Origin of the sequence: Pseudomonas sp. TWR1-1-3 (genome assembly GCF_049896805.1) — a bacterium.
In the GTDB taxonomy this organism is placed as follows: Bacteria; Pseudomonadota; Gammaproteobacteria; order Pseudomonadales; family Pseudomonadaceae; genus Aquipseudomonas; species Aquipseudomonas bubulae.
In genome coordinates this window covers 1,207,783-1,228,155 of record NZ_JAFCUZ010000001.1, presented here as the reverse complement: position 1 = coordinate 1,228,155, position 20,373 = coordinate 1,207,783, and the positions used below count along the sequence as shown (strand labels likewise).

Annotated in this window: 20 protein-coding genes; 13 read left to right on the top strand and 7 right to left on the bottom strand. The window is 60.9% G+C overall.

Going from position 1 to position 20,373, the window contains the following annotated elements; translation table 11 throughout:
• The first annotated feature begins 3 nt into the window (after positions 1 to 3).
• The 8 genes from ACP7BE_RS05430 to ACP7BE_RS05395 all read left to right on the top strand — a co-directional run bounded on the left by ACP7BE_RS05430 (position 4) and on the right by ACP7BE_RS05395 (position 9,575).
• Positions 4 to 1,137, top strand: coding sequence for an acyl-CoA dehydrogenase family protein (locus ACP7BE_RS05430; RefSeq protein ID WP_095018443.1), 1,134 nt, complete (start codon positions 4 to 6; stop codon positions 1,135 to 1,137).
• Complete coding sequence (locus tag ACP7BE_RS05425) at positions 1,109 to 1,528, top strand: MaoC family dehydratase (protein WP_095018444.1); 420 nt, start codon at positions 1,109 to 1,111, stop codon at positions 1,526 to 1,528. The genes ACP7BE_RS05430 and ACP7BE_RS05425 overlap by 29 nt, the downstream gene beginning before the upstream one ends.
• A gap of 17 nt (positions 1,529 to 1,545) precedes the next feature.
• The gene (locus ACP7BE_RS05420; protein WP_095000008.1) at positions 1,546 to 2,724 is read left to right on the top strand and encodes a lipid-transfer protein; all 1,179 of its coding nucleotides are present in this window, start codon (positions 1,546 to 1,548) and stop codon (positions 2,722 to 2,724) included.
• Entirely contained in the window at positions 2,725 to 3,894 is a 1,170-nt protein-coding gene (locus tag ACP7BE_RS05415) for an acyl-CoA dehydrogenase family protein (protein WP_095018445.1), read from the top strand.
• Between the two features lie 142 nt (positions 3,895 to 4,036).
• A complete protein-coding gene (locus tag ACP7BE_RS05410; protein ID WP_095038863.1) occupies positions 4,037 to 5,227 on the top strand; it encodes an acyl-CoA dehydrogenase family protein in 1,191 nt (396 codons plus the stop codon).
• An 11-nt stretch (positions 5,228 to 5,238) separates the two neighbouring features.
• On the top strand, positions 5,239 to 6,378 hold the full coding sequence (locus tag ACP7BE_RS05405; RefSeq protein ID WP_150629022.1) for an acyl-CoA dehydrogenase family protein: 1,140 nt from the start codon (positions 5,239 to 5,241) through the stop codon (positions 6,376 to 6,378).
• Between the two features lie 37 nt (positions 6,379 to 6,415).
• Positions 6,416 to 8,104 carry a class I adenylate-forming enzyme family protein gene (locus ACP7BE_RS05400; RefSeq protein ID WP_095000012.1) on the top strand — a complete coding sequence of 563 codons (1,689 nt, stop codon included), beginning with the start codon at positions 6,416 to 6,418 and terminating at the stop codon, positions 8,102 to 8,104.
• Positions 8,105 to 8,192: 88 nt separating this feature from the next.
• The gene (locus ACP7BE_RS05395; protein ID WP_232527576.1) at positions 8,193 to 9,575 is read left to right on the top strand and encodes a DUF1329 domain-containing protein; all 1,383 of its coding nucleotides are present in this window, start codon (positions 8,193 to 8,195) and stop codon (positions 9,573 to 9,575) included.
• A gap of 72 nt (positions 9,576 to 9,647) precedes the next feature.
• Here ACP7BE_RS05395 and ACP7BE_RS05390 read toward each other — a convergent pair whose 3' ends face one another.
• From ACP7BE_RS05390 to ACP7BE_RS05380, 3 genes are all read right to left on the bottom strand, one after another.
• On the bottom strand, positions 9,648 to 9,950 hold the full coding sequence (locus ACP7BE_RS05390) for an addiction module antidote protein (protein ID WP_095000014.1): 303 nt from the start codon (positions 9,948 to 9,950) through the stop codon (positions 9,648 to 9,650).
• Entirely contained in the window at positions 9,947 to 10,267 is a 321-nt protein-coding gene (locus ACP7BE_RS05385; RefSeq protein ID WP_150629023.1) for a type II toxin-antitoxin system RelE/ParE family toxin, read from the bottom strand. Before ACP7BE_RS05385 ends, ACP7BE_RS05390 begins: the two co-directional genes overlap by 4 nt.
• A gap of 265 nt (positions 10,268 to 10,532) precedes the next feature.
• Positions 10,533 to 10,892: a VOC family protein gene (locus tag ACP7BE_RS05380; RefSeq protein ID WP_095023300.1), complete on the bottom strand. Its 360-nt coding sequence runs from the start codon at positions 10,890 to 10,892 to the stop codon at positions 10,533 to 10,535.
• 201 nt (positions 10,893 to 11,093) lie between these two features.
• Between ACP7BE_RS05380 and ACP7BE_RS05375 the strand changes: the two genes are divergently transcribed.
• The 5 genes from ACP7BE_RS05375 to ACP7BE_RS05355 are packed head-to-tail and all read left to right on the top strand — an operon-like array spanning position 11,094 to position 16,666.
• Entirely contained in the window at positions 11,094 to 12,752 is a 1,659-nt protein-coding gene (locus ACP7BE_RS05375; protein ID WP_150629024.1) for an AMP-binding protein, read from the top strand.
• 15 nt (positions 12,753 to 12,767) lie between these two features.
• Positions 12,768 to 13,535 carry an SDR family NAD(P)-dependent oxidoreductase gene (locus tag ACP7BE_RS05370; RefSeq protein WP_095026167.1) on the top strand — a complete coding sequence of 256 codons (768 nt, stop codon included), beginning with the start codon at positions 12,768 to 12,770 and terminating at the stop codon, positions 13,533 to 13,535.
• Positions 13,536 to 13,545: 10 nt separating this feature from the next.
• Positions 13,546 to 14,739: an acetyl-CoA C-acyltransferase gene (locus ACP7BE_RS05365; RefSeq protein WP_426105039.1), complete on the top strand. Its 1,194-nt coding sequence runs from the start codon at positions 13,546 to 13,548 to the stop codon at positions 14,737 to 14,739.
• 9 nt (positions 14,740 to 14,748) lie between these two features.
• Positions 14,749 to 15,876 (top strand): acyl-CoA dehydrogenase, encoded by a 1,128-nt coding sequence (locus ACP7BE_RS05360; RefSeq protein ID WP_095021148.1) that lies wholly within the window; start codon positions 14,749 to 14,751, stop codon positions 15,874 to 15,876.
• A gap of 16 nt (positions 15,877 to 15,892) precedes the next feature.
• On the top strand, positions 15,893 to 16,666 hold the full coding sequence (locus tag ACP7BE_RS05355) for an enoyl-CoA hydratase (RefSeq protein ID WP_150628487.1): 774 nt from the start codon (positions 15,893 to 15,895) through the stop codon (positions 16,664 to 16,666).
• A 118-nt stretch (positions 16,667 to 16,784) separates the two neighbouring features.
• Here ACP7BE_RS05355 and ACP7BE_RS05350 read toward each other — a convergent pair whose 3' ends face one another.
• From ACP7BE_RS05350 to ACP7BE_RS05335, 4 genes are all read right to left on the bottom strand, one after another.
• Complete coding sequence (locus tag ACP7BE_RS05350; protein ID WP_095000022.1) at positions 16,785 to 17,936, bottom strand: acyl-CoA dehydrogenase family protein; 1,152 nt, start codon at positions 17,934 to 17,936, stop codon at positions 16,785 to 16,787.
• Positions 17,937 to 17,939: 3 nt separating this feature from the next.
• Positions 17,940 to 19,046 carry an enoyl-CoA hydratase/isomerase family protein gene (locus tag ACP7BE_RS05345; RefSeq protein WP_095000023.1) on the bottom strand — a complete coding sequence of 369 codons (1,107 nt, stop codon included), beginning with the start codon at positions 19,044 to 19,046 and terminating at the stop codon, positions 17,940 to 17,942.
• 147 nt (positions 19,047 to 19,193) lie between these two features.
• Entirely contained in the window at positions 19,194 to 19,964 is a 771-nt protein-coding gene (locus tag ACP7BE_RS05340; RefSeq protein ID WP_153326651.1) for a 3-hydroxybutyrate dehydrogenase, read from the bottom strand.
• Between the two features lie 123 nt (positions 19,965 to 20,087).
• Complete coding sequence (locus ACP7BE_RS05335) at positions 20,088 to 20,369, bottom strand: peptidylprolyl isomerase (RefSeq protein ID WP_016781241.1); 282 nt, start codon at positions 20,367 to 20,369, stop codon at positions 20,088 to 20,090.
• Positions 20,370 to 20,373: the final 4 nt, after the last annotated feature.

Genomic DNA, 20,373 nt, shown 5'->3' with positions numbered 1-20,373 from the left:
AGCATGGATTTCGACATTAGCGAAGACCAGGGCGCCATCGCCGAAATGGCCGGCAGCGTGTTTGCCGACTATTGCACCGATGACCGCCTGCGCCAGTTCGATACCAGTGAGCAGGCCTATATGCAGCCGCTGTGGGAACTGTGCGTGGAAACCGGCCTGCAAGCCCTGGCCATCCCTGAAGCACAGGGTGGCAGCGGCCTGGGCATGACCGAATTGATGCTGGTGTTACAGGCTCAGGGCCGTGCGTTGGGGCAGGTGCCGCTGTGGCGCCATCAACTGGCGGCTGCCACTGTCGCGCAGTTTGCCGATCCGTCATTGCAGGCGTGGGCTGAGGAGGCCGCCGCGGGCAGGGCGTTGCTGACCCTGGATTTGAGCGGCCTGTTCAACGCCCATGGCATTCAATTGCACGGGGTAGAGACTGACGGTGGCTGGCGTGTCAAAGGCCGGGTGGGCGCTCTGGCGCTGGCCGAGCAATCGCAGGCGGCGTTGCTGCTGGTCAGTGTTGACGGGCAGCCGCGGTTGGCGCTGGTCGAGCTGGGCGACAAGGCGATCACTCACGTGCCCGGGCGCATGACCCATGGTGAGGCCATTGCCGATGTACATATCGACGGGCTGCTGATCCGCGCCGAGTGCCTGCTCCCGCCAGCCGCGCTGGACTGGCTGGAGCCGCGCAGCATCGCCGCACTGGCGGCACTGCAGCTGGGCGTCAGTGCCGAGCAGATCCGCCGCACCGTGGAATACGTCACCGAGCGGCGCCAGTTCGAACGTAGCATTGGCAGTTTTCAGGCGGTGCAAATGAGCATGGCCAACGCCCATATCGCCCTCGAAGCGCTGCGCAGCACCCTGTGGCAGTTGTGCTACCGCCTGGACGCCGGTTTGCCGGCGCCCAGCGAAGCACTGGCCACAGCCTGGCAGGCCTGTGAAGCGGGGCATCTGATTGGGCACAACGCCCAGCACGTACATGGCGGCATAGGTGTCGACCTGACCTACCCGATACACCGCTTCCTCTACTGGAGCCGCGCCCTGGGTTGTGCCCTGGGTGGATCGGCAGCATGCCTTGAACGCCTCGGCGACTGGCTGAGCCATAACGACAAGCTGGGATGGAAATATGACCTTGCAGAACACCAAGCGCTTTGACGACGTGCGCCCCGGCGAAACCCTGCCGGAACTGGCGATCCCGATCACCGTGGGCCTGATCGCCGGTGGTGCCATCGCCACCCGCGACTACTTCCCCGGTCACCATGATGTTGAGGCGGCGCGCGAGTTGGGCTCGCCACATATCTTCATGAATATCCTCACCACCAACGGCCTGGTGCAACGCTATATCGAAGACTGGGCCGGCCCCGAGGCGCGTTTTGCCTCGCTGAAGATCAAGCTTGGCGCGCCGAATTATCCCGGCGACAGCATGACCTTCAATGGCGCGGTCACCCGTCAGGATGCCACTACCCGCACGGTGGAAATCACCCTCAGCGGCAAAAATTCCATGGGTAACCACGTGACCGGTACGGTCGCGCTGGTTCTGCCCTGATCGCGGAGACAGTACTCATGACGCAATCGTCACTTTCCGGCAGCGCGGCCATTGTTGGCCTGGGCGCGACCGAATTTTCGAAAAACTCCGGGCGCACCGAACTGCGTCTGGCGCTGGAGGCCACTCTGGCTGCGTTGAAAGACGCCGGTATTGACCCTTCCGAGGTCGAGGGCTTCAGCTCGTACTCGGTGGATAAAGTGCCGGAATATGAAATCGCCCGGTTGCTGGGGTGCAAGGACGTCAAGTTCTTCTCCCAGGTGCCCCACGGCGGCGGTGCTGCCTGCGGGCCGATCATGCACGCAGCCATGGCCGTGGCCACCGGTGTGGCCAAAGTGGTGGTGGTGTACCGTGCCATGAACGAGCGCTCGTGGTATCGCTTCGGCAGCGGCAGCTACGGCTTTGCCTCGACCCCGACGTTCGAGAACGTCAACTACGGCTGGTATATGCCCCACGGTCTGCACACGCCGGCATCCTGGGTCGGGATGTTTGCCCAGCGCTACATGCATACCTACGGGGCCACCTCCGAAGACTTTGGCCGCGTAGCGGTAGCCGTACGGGATTTTGCCGCCACCAACCCCCAGGCGTTTTTCTACGGCAAGCCGATCACCCTGGAAGAACACCAGGCTTCGCGCTGGATCTGCGAGCCGCTGCACCTGCTCGATTGCTGCCAGGAATCCGACGGTGCCGTGGCGATGGTGATCACCTCGGCCGAGCGCGCCAGGGACTTGCGCCAGAAGCCGGTGATGATCAAGGCCGGTTCCCAGGGCATTACCTCGGGCCAGCAGATCATGACCTCGTTCTACCGCGACGACATCACCGGACTGCCGGAAATGGGCGTTGTCGCCAAAGAGCTGTATCGCCAGTCGGGACTTGGCCCCGAGGCGCTGCAAACGGCGATCATTTATGACCACTTCACCCCGTTTGTACTGCCGCAACTGGAAGAATTCGGCCTGTGCGAACGCGGTGAGGCCAAGGAGTTTATTCGCGCCGGGCACCATGCCCGTGGCGGCAAATTCCCGATCAATACCCATGGCGGGCAACTGGGCGAGGCTTATATCCACGGCATGAACGGCGTGGCCGAAGCGGTGCGGCAGGTGCGCGGCAGCTCGGTCAACCAGGTCGACAATGTCGAGAACGTACTGGTGACGGCCGGCACCGGTGTGCCAACCAGCGGCCTGATTCTGGGAGCAGCCTGAATGTTCGTCGACCTGACGCCAGAACAACATGCCCTGCGTTTGAAGGTGCGGGACTACTTCCAGAACCTGATGACCCCGCAGTTGCGTGAGCAATTGCGCGGCAAAGAGGGCGGCCAGCTGTACCGCGACACCATCCGCCAGATGGGCCGTGACGGCTGGCTGGCGGTGGGTTGGCCCAAGGAACACGGCGGCCAGGGCTATGGCCCTACCGAGCAGTTTATTTTCTTTGAAGAGGCCAATATCGCCGGTGCGCCGTTGCCGTTCGTAACCATCAGCACCGTGGGGCCGGCGTTGATGGCCCACGGCACCGAGCAGCAAAAGGCGCGGTTTTTGCCGGGTATCGCGGCAGGGGAAATCATCTTCGCCATCGGCTACTCCGAGCCGGATGCAGGCAGCGATCTGGCTGCGCTGAAAACCACGGCGCGCCTCGAAGGCGATGCGTTCGTGGTCAACGGCAACAAGCTCTGGACCTCGGGTGCTGAGTCGGCTGACTACATCTGGCTGGCGGCGCGCACCGATGCCGAGCGGCCGCGGCACAAAGGCGTGTCGATCCTGATTCTCGACACCCGCGCGCCGGGCTTTGCCAGCACGGTGATCCCGACCACCAGCATCCCGACGGCGGCCACCTACTACGACAACGTGCGGGTGCCCACCGACATGCTGGTGGGCGAGTTGAATGGCGGCTGGAAACTCATCACGGCACAACTTAACCACGAGCGTCTGGGCCTGGGCGCCTGGTCGGACAAGGTCGTGGGGCTGTTTGGCCGGGTCTTGAAGTGGGCCAATGCAGCCGATGAACGTGGCGTGCGTGCCACCGACAAGGCCTGGGTGCGTGCGGGACTGGCGCAGTGCTACGCGCGGCTGGAAGCCATGCGCCTGATCAACCTGCGCATTGCCGCCGACCTCGAGCGCGACCGCATGGACGTGGCGCTGGCGTCGACCACCAAGGTCTACGGCTCGGAGTCGGGGATCGAGATATTGCGAGTCCTGAGCAACATGGTCGGTGCCGCGGGCTTGATACGCAGCGGTTCACCGGCGGCGCTGCTGCACGGCGAACTGGAGTACGAAGTGCGTGCTTCAGTGACCCTGACCTTTGGCGGTGGCACCAATGAAATCCAGCGCGAGCTGATCGCCCAGTTCGGTTTGGGCATGCCGCGTACCCAGCGTTAAACAATGCCGAAAACCTGTAGCCGCTGGCGAGGTACGAGGCTGCGACAAGGGGCGCAGGCCCTGCAGATCACCGGGGCTGCTGCTCATCCCGTCGCAGCCTCGTACCTCGTCAGCGGCTACAAGAACCGAAAGGTGAAACAACATGAACGCGATTGACCAGTTCAGAGAACAGACCCGCAGCTGGCTTGAGGCCAATTGCCCGCCATCGCAACGCAAGGCCATCCCTGAAGGCGAAATGGTGTGGGGGGCCCGCAAGATGGAGTTCCCCAGTGAAGATGCGCAATTGTGGTTCGAGCGCATGCGCGACAAAGGCTGGTTCTGCCCCGAGTGGCCCGTTGAATACGGTGGCGCCGGGCTGAGTGCGGAGTACAACGCCGTGCTCGAAAGCGAGCTGCGCCGCCTCAAATGCCGCCCGCCGCAAATCAACCTGGGCATCTGGATGCTGGGCCCGGTGCTGCTGGAGTTCGGTACCGAAGAGCAGAAAAAACAGCTGCTTACACCCATGACCCGCGGTGAGGTGCGCTGGTGCCAGGGCTTCTCCGAGCCCAATGCCGGTTCTGATCTGGCCAGCCTGAAAACATCGGCCCGGGATGCCGGCGATCACTTTGTGGTCGATGGCAGCAAAATCTGGACCTCCTACGGCGACAAGTCGGACTGGATGTACGCTCTGGTGCGCACCGATGCCAAGGCCAGCAAGCACACGGGCATCAGCCTGATCGTACTGGACATGAAGAGCCCCGGAGTCAGCGTTGCGCCGATTGATTTGATCAGCGGCAAGTCGGCGTTCTGTCAGGTATTTTTCGATGGCGTCAAAGTTCCGAAAAGCCAGTTGATCGGCCCGCTGCACGGCGGCTGGAACCTGGCCAAGCGTCTGTTGCAACACGAACGCAAGGCCATGTCCAAGTTTGGCGAGTTCAGCTTGCCGACCCATTTTCATTTGTTGCCCCTGGTCAAACAGTACTTGCCCGAGGCCACCGGCCAGAGCGAGTCGGCACTGGTTGCACGAGCGGTGGCCACGGCCATGAACGAGCACAGCTACAACCTGACCGTGCAGCGCATGGGCGAAGCCGCCCGCGTCGGGCAGGACGTCAGCGGGCTGATGTCGATCATGAAGCTGGTGCACACCGAACAGGAGCGCGACAAGTTCGAAGTGCTGCTCGATGTCATGGGCTATCAGGGACTGGGCTGGGACCCGGATGCTTTCAGCCCCCAGCAACAGGCAATCACCCGCGGCTGGTTGAACAGCTTCGCCCTGACCATCTCTGGCGGCTCGTCGGAAGTGCAGCTCAACGTTATTGCCAAGCGGGTCCTGGGCCTGCCTGACGTGAAGTAAGGAAACTCACCATGAACCTGCTTTACAACGAAGATCAACGACTGCTGGCCGACAGCGCCGGCGAATTTCTCGCCGCGCGCAGCCCGGTGTCCCGTCAGCGCGCCTTGCGGGATGAAGCGCAGGTGGACGGCTTTGACCCGCTACTGTGGCAAGACGCGGTGGCGTTGGGCTGGAGTGCAATTCCTTTCCCGGAAAACCTCGGCGGGCTGGATTTTGGCTGCATGGGCCTGGGGCCGATTTTTGAAGCCATCGGTTGTAATCTCAGTGCCACGCCGTTGCTTTCGAGTGTGGTGCTCAGCGGATCGCTGCTGCACCTGCAAGGCAATGCACAGCAGCAGGACCGCTGGCTGTCGGCGACCATCAGCGGGGGGCAGCGGGTGGCGCTGGCGCTGGACGAGCAGCCACGGCACAACCCGGCGAAAGTGGCGTTGCAAGCTGTGGCCAATGGCGACGGCTACAGCCTGAGCGGAGATAAATATTTCATTATCGACGGGGTGGGGGCCGACGCTTATCTGGTGGCGGCACGCACCGGCACGGCAGGCATCAGTCTGTTCCTGCTGCCGGCAGATGCCCCGGGCCTGACCGTCAGCCCGTTGCCGCTGATTGACTCGCGCAACCATGCGCGCTTGCAGCTGGATCAGGTACAGGTCGGGGCTGATGCCTTGCTGGGTGCCGCCGGGTCTGCCATGCCGGCCTTGAATATCGCCCTGGATCGCGGCCGCGTGTGTCTGGCTGCCGAGATGCTGGGCATGTCTGAAAAGCTGTTTGAACTGACCCTCGACTACCTCAAGACCCGTGTGCAGTTTGATGTGGCGATAGGCACCTTCCAGTCCCTGCAACATCGCGCGGCGCAGTTGTATGTGGATCTGGCGCTGGCACGCAGCGCCGTGATGGCCGGTCTGGCGGCGCTGGACGACAGCAGCCTGAGCGAGGCCGAGCGTCAGCGCCTGGCCAGCCTGGCCAAGTGGAAGGCCGGGCAGACGGCGATCAAGGTGGCCAACGAGGCGGTGCAGATGCACGGCGGCATCGGTGTCACCGACGAGCTGGATGTGGGCCTGTTTCTCAAGCGTATCCGGGTGGCCCAGGCAACCCTTGGCGATGCCGATTATCACTGCGAGCGCTATGGAGCCCTGGAGCTGGCGCACGCTTGAGCCTGTAGCGGGCAGTTCGAGTCAGGAGAATAACAAGATGAAACTTGAACAATGGCAGAGCGCCTGGCAGCAACTGATTGGTGCCGGCTCGCCTTTTGAAGTACAGACACCCGCCGATGGCGGGCCGAAATTTTTTCGTCATACCGCCGCCAGCGTCTGGGCCGCGATTGATAGCGGGCGCATCCACGGTGACCGTGAATTTCTGGTGTGGGAGCAGCAGCGCCTGACATTCAGCCAGTTTTTCGATCAGGTGGATCGCCTGGCGGGGCAACTGGTCGAGACCTTTGGCTTGCGCAAGGGTGATCGCGTGGCCATTGCCATGCGCAATCAGCCCGCCTGGCTGGTGGCGTTTGCCGCCATCCAGCGTTGCGGTGCGGTGTGTGTACCGCTCAACAGCTGGGGCCTGCGTGACGAACTGTTCCACGGTCTGCAAGACAGCGGCGCATCCCTGTTGCTGTGCGACGAGCCACGCTTGCAGTTGCTCGCCAATGACCTGCGCCAGCAGGGGCTGGCGACCGTGGTGGCGGGGCTGCGCGCAGGCGTGCCGCTGGAGGAGCATTGCCATCGGCTGGAGGACCTGCTGGCAGCCCCGGCGCTGAGCGTGCCGGTACAGTCGGTCAGTGCCAGTGATCCGGCGATGATCCTCTACACCTCGGGCACCACCAGCCTGGCCAAGGGCGTGTTGTCGACCCATGGCGCAGTCTGCCAGGCGCTGGTCGCCCTGGAGTTCCAGGGGGCATTCTGTGCGGTCAGTTCGCCGGAACGCATCAGTGTGGTAATCAATAGCGGCTATGCTCCCGCCACCCTGATGGCGGTGCCGCTGTTCCATGTCAGTGGCCTGCATGCCCAGTTTCTGCTGGCCTTGCGCAGTGGGCGGCGCTTGCTGCTGATGTACAAGTGGGACGTGGAAAAAGCCCTCGACCTGATCCGTGACGAGCAATGCACCCAGTTCAACGGTGCGCCGGTGATGATGCAGCAACTGCTGGCTTCGCCACGTTTTGGCAGCCCCGACACTGCGAGCCTGTTCGGGCTGGGCCTGGGCGGTGCGGCACCCTCCAGCAGCCTGCTGGACAACCTGACCCGGCGCAAGCCCGAAGCAATCGGTGGCAGCGGCTATGGCCTGACCGAAAGTAATGGCATCTGTGCGGCCCATGGTGGCGACCAGTTCGTCTACAAACCGGCATCGGCCGGGTGGCCCTTGCCGATTGTCGATGTGCGTATCGGTGACAGCCCGGATCGCCCCGTGCCGGCCGGGGTCAGCGGGCTGATCTGGATGCGCTCGCCAACCCTGATGAGCGAATACTGGAATCTGCCCGAAGCCAGTGCGCGGACCCTGTGCGATGGCTGGCTCGACACCGGCGATATCGGCTTGCTGGATGACGAAGGCTTCCTCTACATCACGGATCGCGCCAAGGATCTGATCAATCGCGGCGGCGAGAAAATAGCTGCTGCCGAAGTTGAGTCATGTGCCTGTGAAATGCCCGGGGTGATTGAAGCGGCAGCATTTGCCGTACCTGATGATGTGCTGGGTGAAGTGGTGTTTCTGGTGGTGCGGGGCGAGCCGGATGCAACCCCAGGCAGCGAAGCCGTGCGCAGTTTTATCGCCCAGCGCCTGGCCAGCTACAAGGTGCCGGCGCAGATCCATGTGCAGCACACACCCTTTGCCCGCAATGCCTCGGGCAAGACGCTAAAAAGTGTGCTCAAGGAACTGCTGGTAACGGCCTGAGTAGTCTCTGTGGACGATGTGCTCGCCGCTGATTGGCGAAGAATGGATGCACACCCCCAGCAAGCCTTATTCGCGTAGGAGGCAATACATGAAAATAACAAGAACAGGCGTAATGCTCGCAGCCGCCATGGCCGTCAACGTGGTCGCCATCGGCACGGCATCTGCTCAGGTATCGCCCGCAGAAGCGGCCAAACTGGGCAAGGAGCTGACCTGTGTAGGGGCAGAGCAGGCGGGTAACGCCGCGGGCACCATCCCTGCGTATACCGGCAAGTACCTGGGCGAAGTGCCGGGTTGGAACCATGTGAAGTTTTCCGGCGACCAGCCGGTTGACCCCTACGCTGCGGAGAAGCCGATTCTGGTGATTACCGCGCAGAACATGGCCCAGTACGAAGACAAACTGACCGAAGGCCAGAAGGCGCTGCTCAAGCGTTATCCGACCACCTACAAGATGAACATCTACACCGGTCACCGTGACTACCGCTACCCGGATTACGTGTGCCAGCGGGTCATGAACAACGCCTTGAACGCCAAGCTGGTCAATGATGGCATGGGCTTTGAAGGGCTGGGACAAGTGCCGTTCCCGATTCCTAAAAACGGCATGGAAGCGCTGTGGAACCACCAACTGCCGGCCCGTGCCTGGACCGAAGAAAAAACCAGTGACCTGGCCTCCGTGCTGCCCAACGGCAGCATTGGCTGGGGCCGTGCCTATGCCCGTAACCTGGCCATGGCCAACTCGCCTACGGTAGAACCCAGGACTGAAAACAAGCTCCAGGCCATGAGCAACAACATGACCCTCAAGCCGACCCGTGACAACGGCACGCTGAGCATCTCCCACGAACCCTACAACTTCGCCACCGACCCGCGCCAGGCCTGGAGCTACAGCCCTTCGACCCGTCGTGTGCGACTGTTGCCAGGCTACGGCTACGACCAGCCGATGATCGGTACCAATGGCACCATGACTGTGGACGAAGACCGTTTGTATAACGGCTCGCCGGAGCGCTACAACTGGAAGCTGCTGGGCAAGCGCGAAATCTACATCCCGGCCAACGCCTACAAGCCCAACGCAGGTACGGTGAAATACGCTGACATGCTGACGCCCAATCACCCCAATCCGGACTTGATGCGTTATGAGCTGCGCCGGGTGTGGGTGGTTGAAGCCGACCTCAAGGAAGGCTACCGCCACGTATACGGCAAGCGTGTACTGTTCCTCGACGAAGACACCTGGAACTCGGTGCTGGCGGACAACTACGACGCGCGTGGCCAGTTGTGGAAACACGCCATGATCAACTACTACTACCACCCGGACATGAGTGGCTGGCAGGCCGGTTCACAGTTCTTCATGGACTTGAACTCGGGGCAGTACACCGGCTACGGCATGACCAACGAAGCCAAGAAAGGCCCGATCCTCAACGAAGGCAAGTTCACCCCTGACCAGTACACCGCTGATGCGGCGCGGGCGATGGGGAGGTAAACCGCAGGGTTTAGCGCCACGCTGCAGGTAAAAGCCCCGTCGGTGTAACGCCTGCGGGGCTTTTTCATGGGCTCAGGTCAGTGAGGCAAACGTCATTCCGGTGGCATGGACGACCTGACGCATGGTGCGCAGTGTCGGGTTGCCCTTGGGCGAAAGGGCGCGGTACAGGCTTTCGCGGGAAAGCCCGGCCTTTTCGGCTATTTGTGCCATGCCGCCCCGTGCTTCGACAACATGGCGCAACGCGGTCAGAAAGCTGGCCTGGCCACCTTCTTCATCGAGCTCATCAATGGCGATACGCAGGTATTCAATGGCAAATTCGGGATCCTGGCGGATCATCTCGATAACGGATTCGTCGTGATTCTTGGTTTTGTTCATGGCTTCCTCTTCTGATACTCGTTCCAGCAGCGCACGGCTTTTTCGATATCGGCCTGTTGCTGGCGCTTGTCGCCACCCAGCAGCAACACCAGTTTTTTGCCGTCCCGAGCGTAATACAGCCGATAGCCTGGTCCGTGATCTATACGCAATTCCCATACGCCCTGGCACAGGGCTTTGCAATCACCAAAAGCGCCCGCTGAAAGCCGGTTGACCCGCACGGTGATGCGTGCCTTGGCCGTGCGATCCTTTAAGTGGTCCAGCCACTGCTGGTAAGGGTCGTTACCTGTTTCGCTGAGGTAGTGTCTTATCTCTAGCATTTGAAATGTAGCTTTTAAGCTACCCTTTGGTCAATTATTTTTAACCGCCAAGCACGGCTGTTCGTCAGTGCAGACCCACATTCAATGTGATTGAAGGTGGCCGTGGCAAAGCTAGGGCTGCGGTGTAGCGAGGGCAATTAGGATGGATCGCAAGGTTGTGCAGGTTTTATTACATAGGCGCAATTGCGGTGCAGCGGCAGACCCCGGTAATGCAACACGTCATTGCCGGGGCTGAGGGAGGGTTGTGTAGAAGGGGAGTGCGTAATTATGCCTGCGACCACACGGCCAGTTCGTAGCCATCCAGGTCGGTGAAGTGGAAGCGGCTGCCGCCGGGAAACTTGAATTCAGGTCGGCTGATGCGGCCTCCGGCAGCGCTGATGGCTTGCTGAGCCTGGGCCAGGTCGTCGGCGTACAGAATGATCAGCGGGCCACCGGGGCGTACAGGTTCGCCAGTGGTGAAGCCGCCGCTCAGGCGCCCATCGCTGAATTCGCTGTAGGTGGGGCCAAAGTCGGTGAAGGTCCAGCCGAACACGGCGCCATAAAAGACTTTGCTGCGCGCGATGTCATGGACGTTGAATTCGATGTTGTCGATTCTATTGTGGCGGTTGTCAGTGGTCACGGGCATCTCCTTATGAGGCTCAAATATAGATAAGTGACTGGCTGAATGCCATGCGGTTCTCATGAGCACATGAAGGTCGTAGCCATTGGCCAAAGCAGTCACCCAGCTTGAGTGTTTTGACCATTGTTGCAGAGCCTTCGCAGGGCGATTATCAGCAGGATTTTTCACGGTTCCCATCCTAAAAATAAAGACCGAGGGATTCTGCTGATGCGCGACTATCTGAGTTCGATGACTGATTTTGACTACCAACGCACGGTAGCCGGTGCGCTGGATGGCCATCTGGCAGCGATCAATGCCTGTGTCGAGTGCTGCGACCGTCATGCCTTGCCGGGCCGCATTGCGTTGTTCTGGGAGGGGCGCGATGCCAGCAGCGCGACTTATACCTTCACTCAGTTGCAGGAGCAGGCCGCGCGCTTTGCCAATTTTCTCCTCGCCCAGGGCGTCAAGCAGGGCGACAAGGTGGCAGGTTTGCTGCCACGCAATGTCGAGTTGTTGATCGTCGCATTCGCCGCCTGGCGCATTGGTGCCATCTACCAGCCCCTGTTCACTGCATTCGGGCCAAAGGCCATTGAACACCGGCTTAACAGCTCGGGGGCCGTGCTGGTGGTCACCGATGCGGTCAACCGCGTCAAGTTGGACGAGGTCAATGACTGTCCGGCCATTGTCACCGTGGCAGGAGCCAAGGGGCAGGGTCTGGTACGTGGCGACTTCAGTTTCTGGGCAGAGCTGGACAACTACCCGGCTAACTGCGAGCCGGTGATGCTGAGCGGTGAAGATCCGTTTCTGCTGATGTTTACCTCGGGCACTACCGGCCCGGCCAAGCCGCTGCTGGTACCGCTCAAGGCCATCGTTGCATTCCAGAGCTACACCCGTGATGCAGTGGGGCTGCGCCCCGAGGATTCGTTCTGGAACCTGGCAGATCCGGGCTGGGCCTATGGCATTTATTTCGGCATCACCGGGCCACTGTCGATGGGCCACCCGATCACCCTGTACGACGGCCCGTTCACGGTCGAAAGTACCTGCCGGGTCATCAGGAAATACGGTATTACCAACCTGACCGGTTCGCCCACCGCCTATCGCCTGTTGATTGCGGCCGGTGACGCCTTCGCCAGCAAGATCAAGGGCCAGTTGCGCGTGGTCAGCAGTGCCGGGGAGCCGCTCAACCCCGAAGTCATCCGCTGGTTTGCCGATGAACTCAACGTCACCATCCACGACCACTATGGCCAGACCGAAGTCGGCATGGTGCTGTGCAACCATCACGGGCTCGATCATCCGGTGCATATGGGCGCCGCCGGTTTTGCCTCGCCGGGCCACCGCATCGTGGTGCTCGATGACAATCATCAGGAGCTGCCCGTTGGCCAGCCAGGGATTCTGGCGGTTGATCGCAGCCAGTCGCCGATGTGCTGGTTTGGTGGCTACGAAGGCTTCAAGACCAAGGCTTTTGTCGGCAACTATTACCTGAGTGGCGATACCGTGGAGCTGAACCCGGACGGCAGCATCAGTTTTGTCGGGCGCAGCGACGACGTGATTACCACGTCCGGTTACCGCGTCGGGCCTTTTGATGTGGAAAGCGCCCTGATCGAACACCCGGCGGTGGTAGAGGCCGCCGTGGTGGGCAAGCCGGACCGTGAACGCACCGAGCTGGTCAAAGCCTTTGTGGTGTTGAACCCTCAGTATCTGGGGGATGCACAACTGGCTGAAACCCTGCGCCTGCACGTGCGTCAACGGCTGGCTGCCCACGCTTACCCCCGTGAAATCGAATTTGTCAGCGAATTGCCGAAGACACCCAGCGGCAAGTTGCAGCGCTTTATTTTGCGCAATCAGGAAATCGCCAAGGCTGAGCTGGCCGCAAGCGCCAGCGTCTAACTTTCAGGAATCATCATGCAAATCGAAAACAAGGTTTTTATCGTCACCGGTGGTGCATCGGGGCTGGGTGCCGCCACGGCGCACATGCTGGTCAAGGCAGGTGCCAAAGTGATGCTGGTGGACCTGAACGCCGAAGCAGTGGCCGCCCAGGCCCTGGCGTTGGGCGAGCAGGCGCGCAGCGCTGTGGCGGACATCAGCCAGGCAGATGCCGCCCAGGCGGCCGTGGCCGCTACAGTGGCCGCCTTTGGCGCGGTCAACGGGCTGGTCAACTGTGCCGGCATTGTGCGCGGTGAAAAGATCCTCGGTAAAAACGGCCCCCATGGGCTGGACACATTCAGCCAGGTGATCAACGTCAACCTGATTGGCAGCTTCAACATGTTGCGTCTGGCTGCAGCGGCGATTGCCGAAACCACTGCCGATGCCGAGGGCGAGCGCGGGGTGATCATCAACACGGCTTCGGTCGCGGCATTCGACGGTCAGATCGGTCAGGCAGCTTATGCCGCATCCAAGGGCGCGATTGCCAGCCTGACCTTGCCTGCAGCCCGTGAACTGGCACGCTTCGGCATTCGGGTAATGACCATCGCCCCGGGTATTTTTGAAACCCCGATGATGGCTGGCATGACGCCTGAAGTGCGTGCATCGCTGGCCGCCGGTGTGCCATTTCCACCACGCTTGGGCAAGCCTGACGAGTACGCCTCGCTGGTGCGTCACATTATTGAAAACAGCATGCTCAATGGTGAGGTGATCCGACTCGACGGTGCCTTGCGCATGGCCGCGAAATAAGAGGTGAGATATGACAATCAGCAATGATCCGGTTGTAATCGTAAGTGCTGCGCGTACGCCCATGGGCGGCTTTCAGGGGGACTTCAAGGGCCTGACCGCGCCGCAACTGGGCGCTGCGGCGATTCGTGCAGCGGTTGAACGCGCGGGTGTTGCTGCCGATGGTGTGCAAGAAGTGTTGTTTGGCTGTGTGCTGTCGGCAGGCATCGGCCAGGCACCTGCCCGTCAGGCCGCCCTGGGGGCCGGGCTGGACTATGGTACCCGTTGCACCACACTGAACAAGATGTGCGGCTCGGGCATGGAAGCGGCCATTCTTGGGCACGACAGGCTGCTGGCCGGCAGTGTCGATGTGGTGGTGGCAGGGGGCATGGAGAGCATGTCCAATGCGCCGTACCTGCTTGATCGCGCCCGCAGCGGTTACCGCATGGGCCATGGCCGGGTGCTGGATCACATGTTCCTTGACGGCCTGGAAGACGCCTATGACCGTGGCCGTCTGATGGGGACTTTTGCCGAAGACTGCGCCCAGAATCACGGTTTTACCCGTGAAGCTCAGGATGCCTTTGCCGTGGCCTCCCTGACCCGTGCGCAGCAGGCCATCAAGGACGGCAGTTTTAGCAGCGAGATCGTCCCGGTGCAGGTGACCGTGGGTAAAGAGCAGCGCCTGATCAGTGATGACGAGCAGCCGCCCAAGGCCAATCTGGCAAAAATTCCAACCCTGAAACCGGCGTTCCGCGAGGGCGGTACGGTGACGGCGGCCAACTCCAGCTCGATTTCCGACGGTGCGGCGGCGCTGGTACTGATGCGTCGCAGCGAAGCGCAAAGACGTGGCCTCAAGCCGTTGGCGGTTATCCACGGCCACGCCGCCTTTGCCGATGAGCCGGGGTTGTTTCCGACTGCACCGGTGGGGGCAATCAAGCGCCTGATGAGCAGCACTGGCTGGGATCTGAACCAGGTCGATCTGTTTGAAATCAACGAAGCCTTCGCCGTGGTCAGCCTGGTAACCATGACTGAGCTGGATATCCCCCACAGCAAGGTCAATATCTACGGCGGCGCCTGTGCCCTGGGGCATCCGATTGGGGCTTCGGGTGCGCGAATACTGGTGACTTTGCTCTCGGCATTGCGCCAGCAAAAGGCTACACGCGGTGTTGCCGCCATCTGCATCGGCGGCGGTGAAGCCACGGCCATTGCCGTGGAATGTCTGTATTAAGGATTTTGTATGCTGCCTACACCCGAACAATTACAAATACGCGAAGCAGCCCGAGAGTTTGCCCAGGAACGCCTCAAACCCTTTGCCGCCGAGTGGGACAAGCAGCATCGCTTCCCTCGTGAGGCAATTGCCGAGATGGCTCAATTAGGGTTTTTCGGCATGCTGGTGCCCGAGGAGTGGGGCGGTTGTGACACGGGTTATCAGGCCTATGCCATGGCCCTTGAAGAAGTCGCCGCCGGTGACGGCTCGTGCTCCACGATCATGAGCGTGCATAACTCGGTGGGTTGCGTGCCGATTCTCAAATACGGCAGCGAGGCGCAAAAACAGCAATTTCTGATCCCCCTGGCCAGCGGTGAAATGCTCGGCGCGTTTGCCCTCACCGAGCCGCAGGCCGGCTCCGATGCCAGTGACCTGAAAACCCGAGCCCGCCGCGAAGGCGATCATTACATTCTCAATGGCTGCAAGCAGTTCATTACCTCAGGGCAAAACGCCGGAGTGGTGATCGTGTTTGCGGTGACGGACCCGGCGGCGGGCAAGCGTGGCATTACCGCGTTTATCGTACCCACGGATACTCCGGGTTACAGCGTGGCCCGGGTTGAAGACAAACTGGGGCAGCATGCATCGGACACCTGCCAGATTCTGTTTACTGACCTGAAGATACCGGTGGCCAACCGCCTGGGCGAAGAGGGGCAAGGCTACAAGATTGCCCTGGGCAACCTGGAAGGCGGGCGCATCGGTATTGCTGCACAAGCCGTAGGCATGGCCCGTGCAGCCTTTGAAGCGGCCCGCGACTATGCCCGCGAACGCGTGACCTTTGGCCAGCCCCTGGTGGAGCATCAGGCGGTGGCGTTTCGCCTGGCCGATATGTCGACGGAAATCGCCGTCGCTCGGCAGATGGTCCATTACGCTGCGGCACTGCGTGACAGTGGGCAATCGGCGCTGGTCGAGGCCTCGCAAGCCAAGCTGTTTGCATCGGAAATGGCCGAGCGCGTGTGCTCCAAGGCGTTGCAAACCCTGGGCGGTTATGGCTATTTGAGCGACTTCCCGCTGGAACGGATCTACCGCGATGTGCGGGTGTGCCAGATCTATGAAGGCACCAGTGATATTCAGCGCATGGTCATTTCGCGCAATCTTTGAATCGAGGACATTAGCGATGAGCTACGAAACCATTCTGTTGGACATCCATGGGCAAGTGGGCCTGATTACCCTGAACCGGCCCCAGGCGCTGAATGCTCTGAATGCGCAATTGATCCGCGAAGTAAACCACGCGCTGGACAGGCTGGAAGCTGATAGCGGGATTGGCTGTATCGTTATCACCGGTTCGAAGAAATCCTTTGCTGCCGGTGCGGACATCAAGGAGATGGCCGACCTGAGCTACCCGCAAATTTATCTTGATGACCTGTTTTCCGACAGCGACCGTGTGGCGGCCAGGCGCAAGCCGATTATTGCTGCAGTTGCGGGTTTTGCCCTGGGTGGCGGTTGTGAGCTGGCAATGATGTGTGACTTTATTCTGGCCGGGGACAACGCCAAATTCGGCCAGCCTGAAATCAACCTGGGGGTGTTGCCGGGCATGGGCGGCACACAGCGCCTGACCCGTGCGGTGGGCAAGGCCAAGGCCATGGAAATGTGCCTGAGCGGGCGCCTGATAGGCGCAGAAGAGGCGGAACGTTCGGGGTTGGTGGCCCGTGTGGTGCCGGTGGATGAATTGCTCGACGAAGCGCTGAAGGTAGCGGCCACCATTGCCAAAAAGTCCCTGCCGGTGCTGATGCAGACCAAGGAATGCGTCAACCGTGCCTTTGAGGTGAACCTGGCTGAAGGTGTGCGTTTCGAGCGTCGGGTATTCCACGCCTTGTTCGCCACACAGGATCAGAAAGAAGGCATGGCGGCGTTTGTTGAAAAACGCGAGGCGCAGTTCAAGAACCAATAACTGCACATGCCTCTATGTGGGAGCGGGCTTGCTCGCGATAGCCTCAACGCGGTGTGTCAGCTGCACCGAGCCGACTGCATCGCGAGCAAGCCCGCTCCCACAGGTTGTGAATCAGTTTCTAAAGCAGATAATTCTTCAGCTCCCGCGCAATCACCATGCGCTGAATCTCGCTCGACCCTTCATAAATCTGGGTAATCCGCGCATCGCGGTAGTAGCGCTCCACCGGATAGTCTTCAAGGTAGCCATAGCCACCGTGGATCTGGATGGCTTTGGAACACACATACTCGGCCATTTCCGAAGCAAACAGTTTGGCTTGCGAAGCTTCTGACAGACAGGGCTTGCCCGCGCTGCGCAGGCGCGCCGCATGCAGGATCAGCAGGCGTGCCGCATTGATGCGGGTCTGCATGTCGGCGAGCATATTGGCCACGCTCTGGTGCTCAATGATCGCCTTGTCAAATTGCACCCGGTCACGGGCGTAACCCAGTGCTGCCTCGAAGGCCGCACGGGCGATGCCCAATGCCTGGGCGCCAATGCCGATTCGCCCGCCTTCCAGGTTGGCCAGGGCAATGGCCAGCCCCTTGCCGCGCTCGCCGAGCATATTGGCTTCAGGCACGCTGCAGCTGTTGAGGGTTACCGCGCAGGTGTCCGAGGCGCGGATGCCCATTTTGTGTTCGGTGCGGTCGACAATAAAACCGGGGGTGGCGGTGGGTACCAAAAACGCCGAAATGCCTTTTTTGCCCAGATCAGGGTCGGTTACCGCAAAGACAATGGCCAGTTTGGCGCGCTTGCCATTGCTGACAAACTGCTTGGCACCGGTAATCACCCATTGACCGTCACGCAACTCGGCGCGGGTGCGCAGGTTATGGGCTTCGGAGCCGGCCTGGGGTTCGGTCAGACAGAAGCAGGCGATGGTCTGCCCGCTGGCCAGCTCCGCCAGCCAGGTCTGTTTTTGTGCCTCGCTGCCGTATTTCAGTATCGGCCCGCAGCCCACCGAATTGTGGATGCTCATCAGGGCGCCGGTAGCGGCATCGCCCGCTGAGATTTCCTCCACGGCCAGGGCGTAGGCGACGTAATCGACATAAGTGCCACCCCATTCCTCCGGCACCACCATGCCCAGCAACCCCAGTTCGCCAAGCTTGGCCACCAGCGCGTCGTCGATCCAGCCGGCTTTTTCCCAGGCCTGGGCATGGGGAGCGATTTCACGCCGGGCAAAGTCGCGAGCCATGTCGCGGATCATCACTTGTTCTTCGCTCAGTTCGATGTCTTGCATGGCTCAGGCTCCCTTGGCGTTGAATGCGGTGAAGAAACTGGCGACATGGGCTGGATCCAGTGCATCCAGGCTGGGCGGGTTCCACTGCGGTTTCTTGTCCTTGTCGATAATCAATGCACGCACGCCTTCCATCAGGTCGCCGCGATCAAACCACTGGCGATCCAGGTGCAGTTCCAGGGCGAAGCACTGCTCAAGGGGCAGCGCTCGGCCACGGCGCAGCATTTCAAGGGTCACGGCCATCGCCAGCGGCGAGCGGGTTTGCAACAGGTCGGCGGTTTCATTGGCCCAGTCGCGAGTTTCCGGGGCTATGACAGCGCGCAGATGAGCGATAATCCGTGGCATGTCGACCTGGGCGAAAACGCTGTCAATCAGCGGGCGCAACCTGGCAAGCGGTGGGTCGGGCAATACGGTTACCGCGAATCGGGCTACCAGCGCGGTCAGGTCATCGATAGGGGATTTTTGCCAGTTGAGGCTGTCGAGACCCTTGTCCAGTTCAGGCAGTGCGGTGCTTTCCAGATAGCCGTCAGCAAGCCCGCAGTACAAGGCATCGGCAGCGCGGATTTGGACCCCGCTGACGCCCAGGTAAGTGCCCAACTGACCTGGCGTTCGGGTCAGGAAGTAGCTACCGCCAACGTCAGGAAAATAACCGATGCCCACTTCCGGCATCGCCAATTTGCTGCGCTCGGTGACCAGGCGCAGATCCGCGCCTTGCACCAGGCCCATGCCGCCGCCGAGAACGAAGCCGTCCATCAAGGCCACAACGGGTTTGGGGTAGCGGTGCAGGGTCAGGTCGAGGGCATATTCCTCTTCAAAGAACAGGGTATGCAGGGTGTCGTTGTTTTGATAGCTGTCGTACAGCGAGCGTATATCTCCGCCCGCGCAGAAGGCTTTTTCGCCCGCGCCACGCAGTACCACGGCCTTGACTTGCGGGTCTTCGACCCAGGCATCGAGTTGCTGCTGGAGGCTGCGGACCATTTCAAGATTGATGGCATTGAGTCCGCCTGGGCGGTTCAGGGTCAGGTGGCCAATATGGTTGCGGACCTCGGCCAGAACGGTGCTTTGCAGCTGCGCGATATCCGGTGTCGGTGAGGAGGAAACCTGAGCAGTCATCACTAACTCCCTGCTTTATATTATTTTTAAGGGGGTTCACGGGTGAACGATAACCGATGCTAACAGTGCAAATTTGCCCATTACAACCCTGATAAGTGCAGGGTTGCTGTGCATTTTTGCATATTGGGCGTGCAGCAATGCGCGATCTTATTGCGCCAGCCAGCCACCATCGACATTCCATGCCGCGCCCCGTACCTGACTGCCAGCCTCACTGCATAAAAACAGCACCAGCTCGCCCAGTTGCGGCGGGGTGACGAATTCCAGCGAAGGTTGTTTTTCGGCCAACAGGTCGTGCTGCGCCTGATAGGGGTCAATGCCCTGGCTGATGCGCTGATCAATCTGTTTTTGCACCAGCGGCGTCAGCACCCAGCCCGGGCAAATGGCGTTGCAGGTGATATTGCTGGTGGCGGTTTCCAGGCCCACCACTTTGCTCAAGCCGATTACCCCGTGCTTGGCGGCGACATAGGCGGCCTTGCCGACCGAGCCCACCAGGCCATGAACCGAGGCAATATTGACGATGCGCCCCCAGCCGCGCTTGCGCATGCCGGGCAGGGTGAGGCGGGTGCTGTGGAACACGCTGGACAGGTTGATGGCGATGATCGAATCCCAGCGCTCTACCGGGAACTCTTCGACGCTGGCTACATGCTGAATGCCTGCATTGTTGACCAGGATGTCGACGCCGCCGAATTCGCGCTCGGCATAATCGATCATGTCGGCGATCTGCGCCGGGTCGCTGACATCTGCGGGGTGGTGACCTACCCTGACGCCGAACTGTTCGACTTCGGCAATCACTTTGGCCGGATCGCCAAAACCGTTGAGGATCAGGTTGGCTCCGGCCTTGGCCAGGCTCAATGCGATACCCAGGCCGATGCCGCTGGTGGAGCCGGTAACCAATGCAGTTTTACCTGTAAGGCTCATGATCAATTCCTCGGATGAGTCACGACGGATTCGTGAATGAGGAAACGTAGCACGGGGATTTGCCGTTGCCCAAACGAAACGGCCCGCCAAAAGGCGGGCCGTCTTCACGCAGCGCGCAGAGGATCAGTCCTGGCGGCTGGTGACTTCCAGCAGGTGGTAGCCAAACTGGGTTTTAACCGGGCCTTGCACCACGTTGATTGGCGCGCTGAACACGACAGTGTCGAATTCTTTAACCATTTGGCCCGGGCCGAAAGAGCCCAGATCGCCGCCCTGACGGCTGGACGGGCAAGAAGAATTGGCCTTGGCAACTTCGGCGAAATCAGCGCCGCCTTCGATTTGGGCTTTCAGTTCGTTGCACTTGTCTTCGGTGGCAACCAGGATATGACGGGCAGTGGCTTTGGCCATGAGG

Excerpts from the sequence above, each read along its gene's own strand:
- ACP7BE_RS05355 (WP_150628487.1), top strand. The coding sequence starts at position 15,893 with ATGAGCTACGAAACCATTCTGTTGGACATCCATGGGCAAGTGGGCCTG.
- ACP7BE_RS05405 (WP_150629022.1), top strand. The coding sequence starts at position 5,239 with ATGAACCTGCTTTACAACGAAGATCAACGACTGCTGGCCGACAGCGCC.
- ACP7BE_RS05350 (WP_095000022.1), bottom strand. The coding sequence starts at position 17,936 with ATGCAAGACATCGAACTGAGCGAAGAACAAGTGATGATCCGCGACATG.
- ACP7BE_RS05415 (WP_095018445.1), top strand. The coding sequence starts at position 2,725 with ATGTTCGTCGACCTGACGCCAGAACAACATGCCCTGCGTTTGAAGGTG.
- ACP7BE_RS05410 (WP_095038863.1), top strand. The coding sequence starts at position 4,037 with ATGAACGCGATTGACCAGTTCAGAGAACAGACCCGCAGCTGGCTTGAG.
- ACP7BE_RS05370 (WP_095026167.1), top strand. The coding sequence starts at position 12,768 with ATGCAAATCGAAAACAAGGTTTTTATCGTCACCGGTGGTGCATCGGGG.
- ACP7BE_RS05400 (WP_095000012.1), top strand. The coding sequence starts at position 6,416 with ATGAAACTTGAACAATGGCAGAGCGCCTGGCAGCAACTGATTGGTGCC.
- ACP7BE_RS05385 (WP_150629023.1), bottom strand. The coding sequence starts at position 10,267 with ATGCTAGAGATAAGACACTACCTCAGCGAAACAGGTAACGACCCTTAC.
- ACP7BE_RS05345 (WP_095000023.1), bottom strand. The coding sequence starts at position 19,046 with ATGACTGCTCAGGTTTCCTCCTCACCGACACCGGATATCGCGCAGCTG.
- ACP7BE_RS05360 (WP_095021148.1), top strand. The coding sequence starts at position 14,749 with ATGCTGCCTACACCCGAACAATTACAAATACGCGAAGCAGCCCGAGAG.
- ACP7BE_RS05390 (WP_095000014.1), bottom strand. The coding sequence starts at position 9,950 with ATGAACAAAACCAAGAATCACGACGAATCCGTTATCGAGATGATCCGC.
- ACP7BE_RS05425 (WP_095018444.1), top strand. The coding sequence starts at position 1,109 with ATGACCTTGCAGAACACCAAGCGCTTTGACGACGTGCGCCCCGGCGAA.
- ACP7BE_RS05380 (WP_095023300.1), bottom strand. The coding sequence starts at position 10,892 with ATGCCCGTGACCACTGACAACCGCCACAATAGAATCGACAACATCGAA.
- ACP7BE_RS05365 (WP_426105039.1), top strand. The coding sequence starts at position 13,546 with ATGACAATCAGCAATGATCCGGTTGTAATCGTAAGTGCTGCGCGTACG.
- ACP7BE_RS05430 (WP_095018443.1), top strand. The coding sequence starts at position 4 with ATGGATTTCGACATTAGCGAAGACCAGGGCGCCATCGCCGAAATGGCC.
- ACP7BE_RS05395 (WP_232527576.1), top strand. The coding sequence starts at position 8,193 with ATGAAAATAACAAGAACAGGCGTAATGCTCGCAGCCGCCATGGCCGTC.
- ACP7BE_RS05375 (WP_150629024.1), top strand. The coding sequence starts at position 11,094 with ATGCGCGACTATCTGAGTTCGATGACTGATTTTGACTACCAACGCACG.
- ACP7BE_RS05335 (WP_016781241.1), bottom strand. The coding sequence starts at position 20,369 with ATGGCCAAAGCCACTGCCCGTCATATCCTGGTTGCCACCGAAGACAAG.
- ACP7BE_RS05420 (WP_095000008.1), top strand. The coding sequence starts at position 1,546 with ATGACGCAATCGTCACTTTCCGGCAGCGCGGCCATTGTTGGCCTGGGC.
- ACP7BE_RS05340 (WP_153326651.1), bottom strand. The coding sequence starts at position 19,964 with ATGAGCCTTACAGGTAAAACTGCATTGGTTACCGGCTCCACCAGCGGC.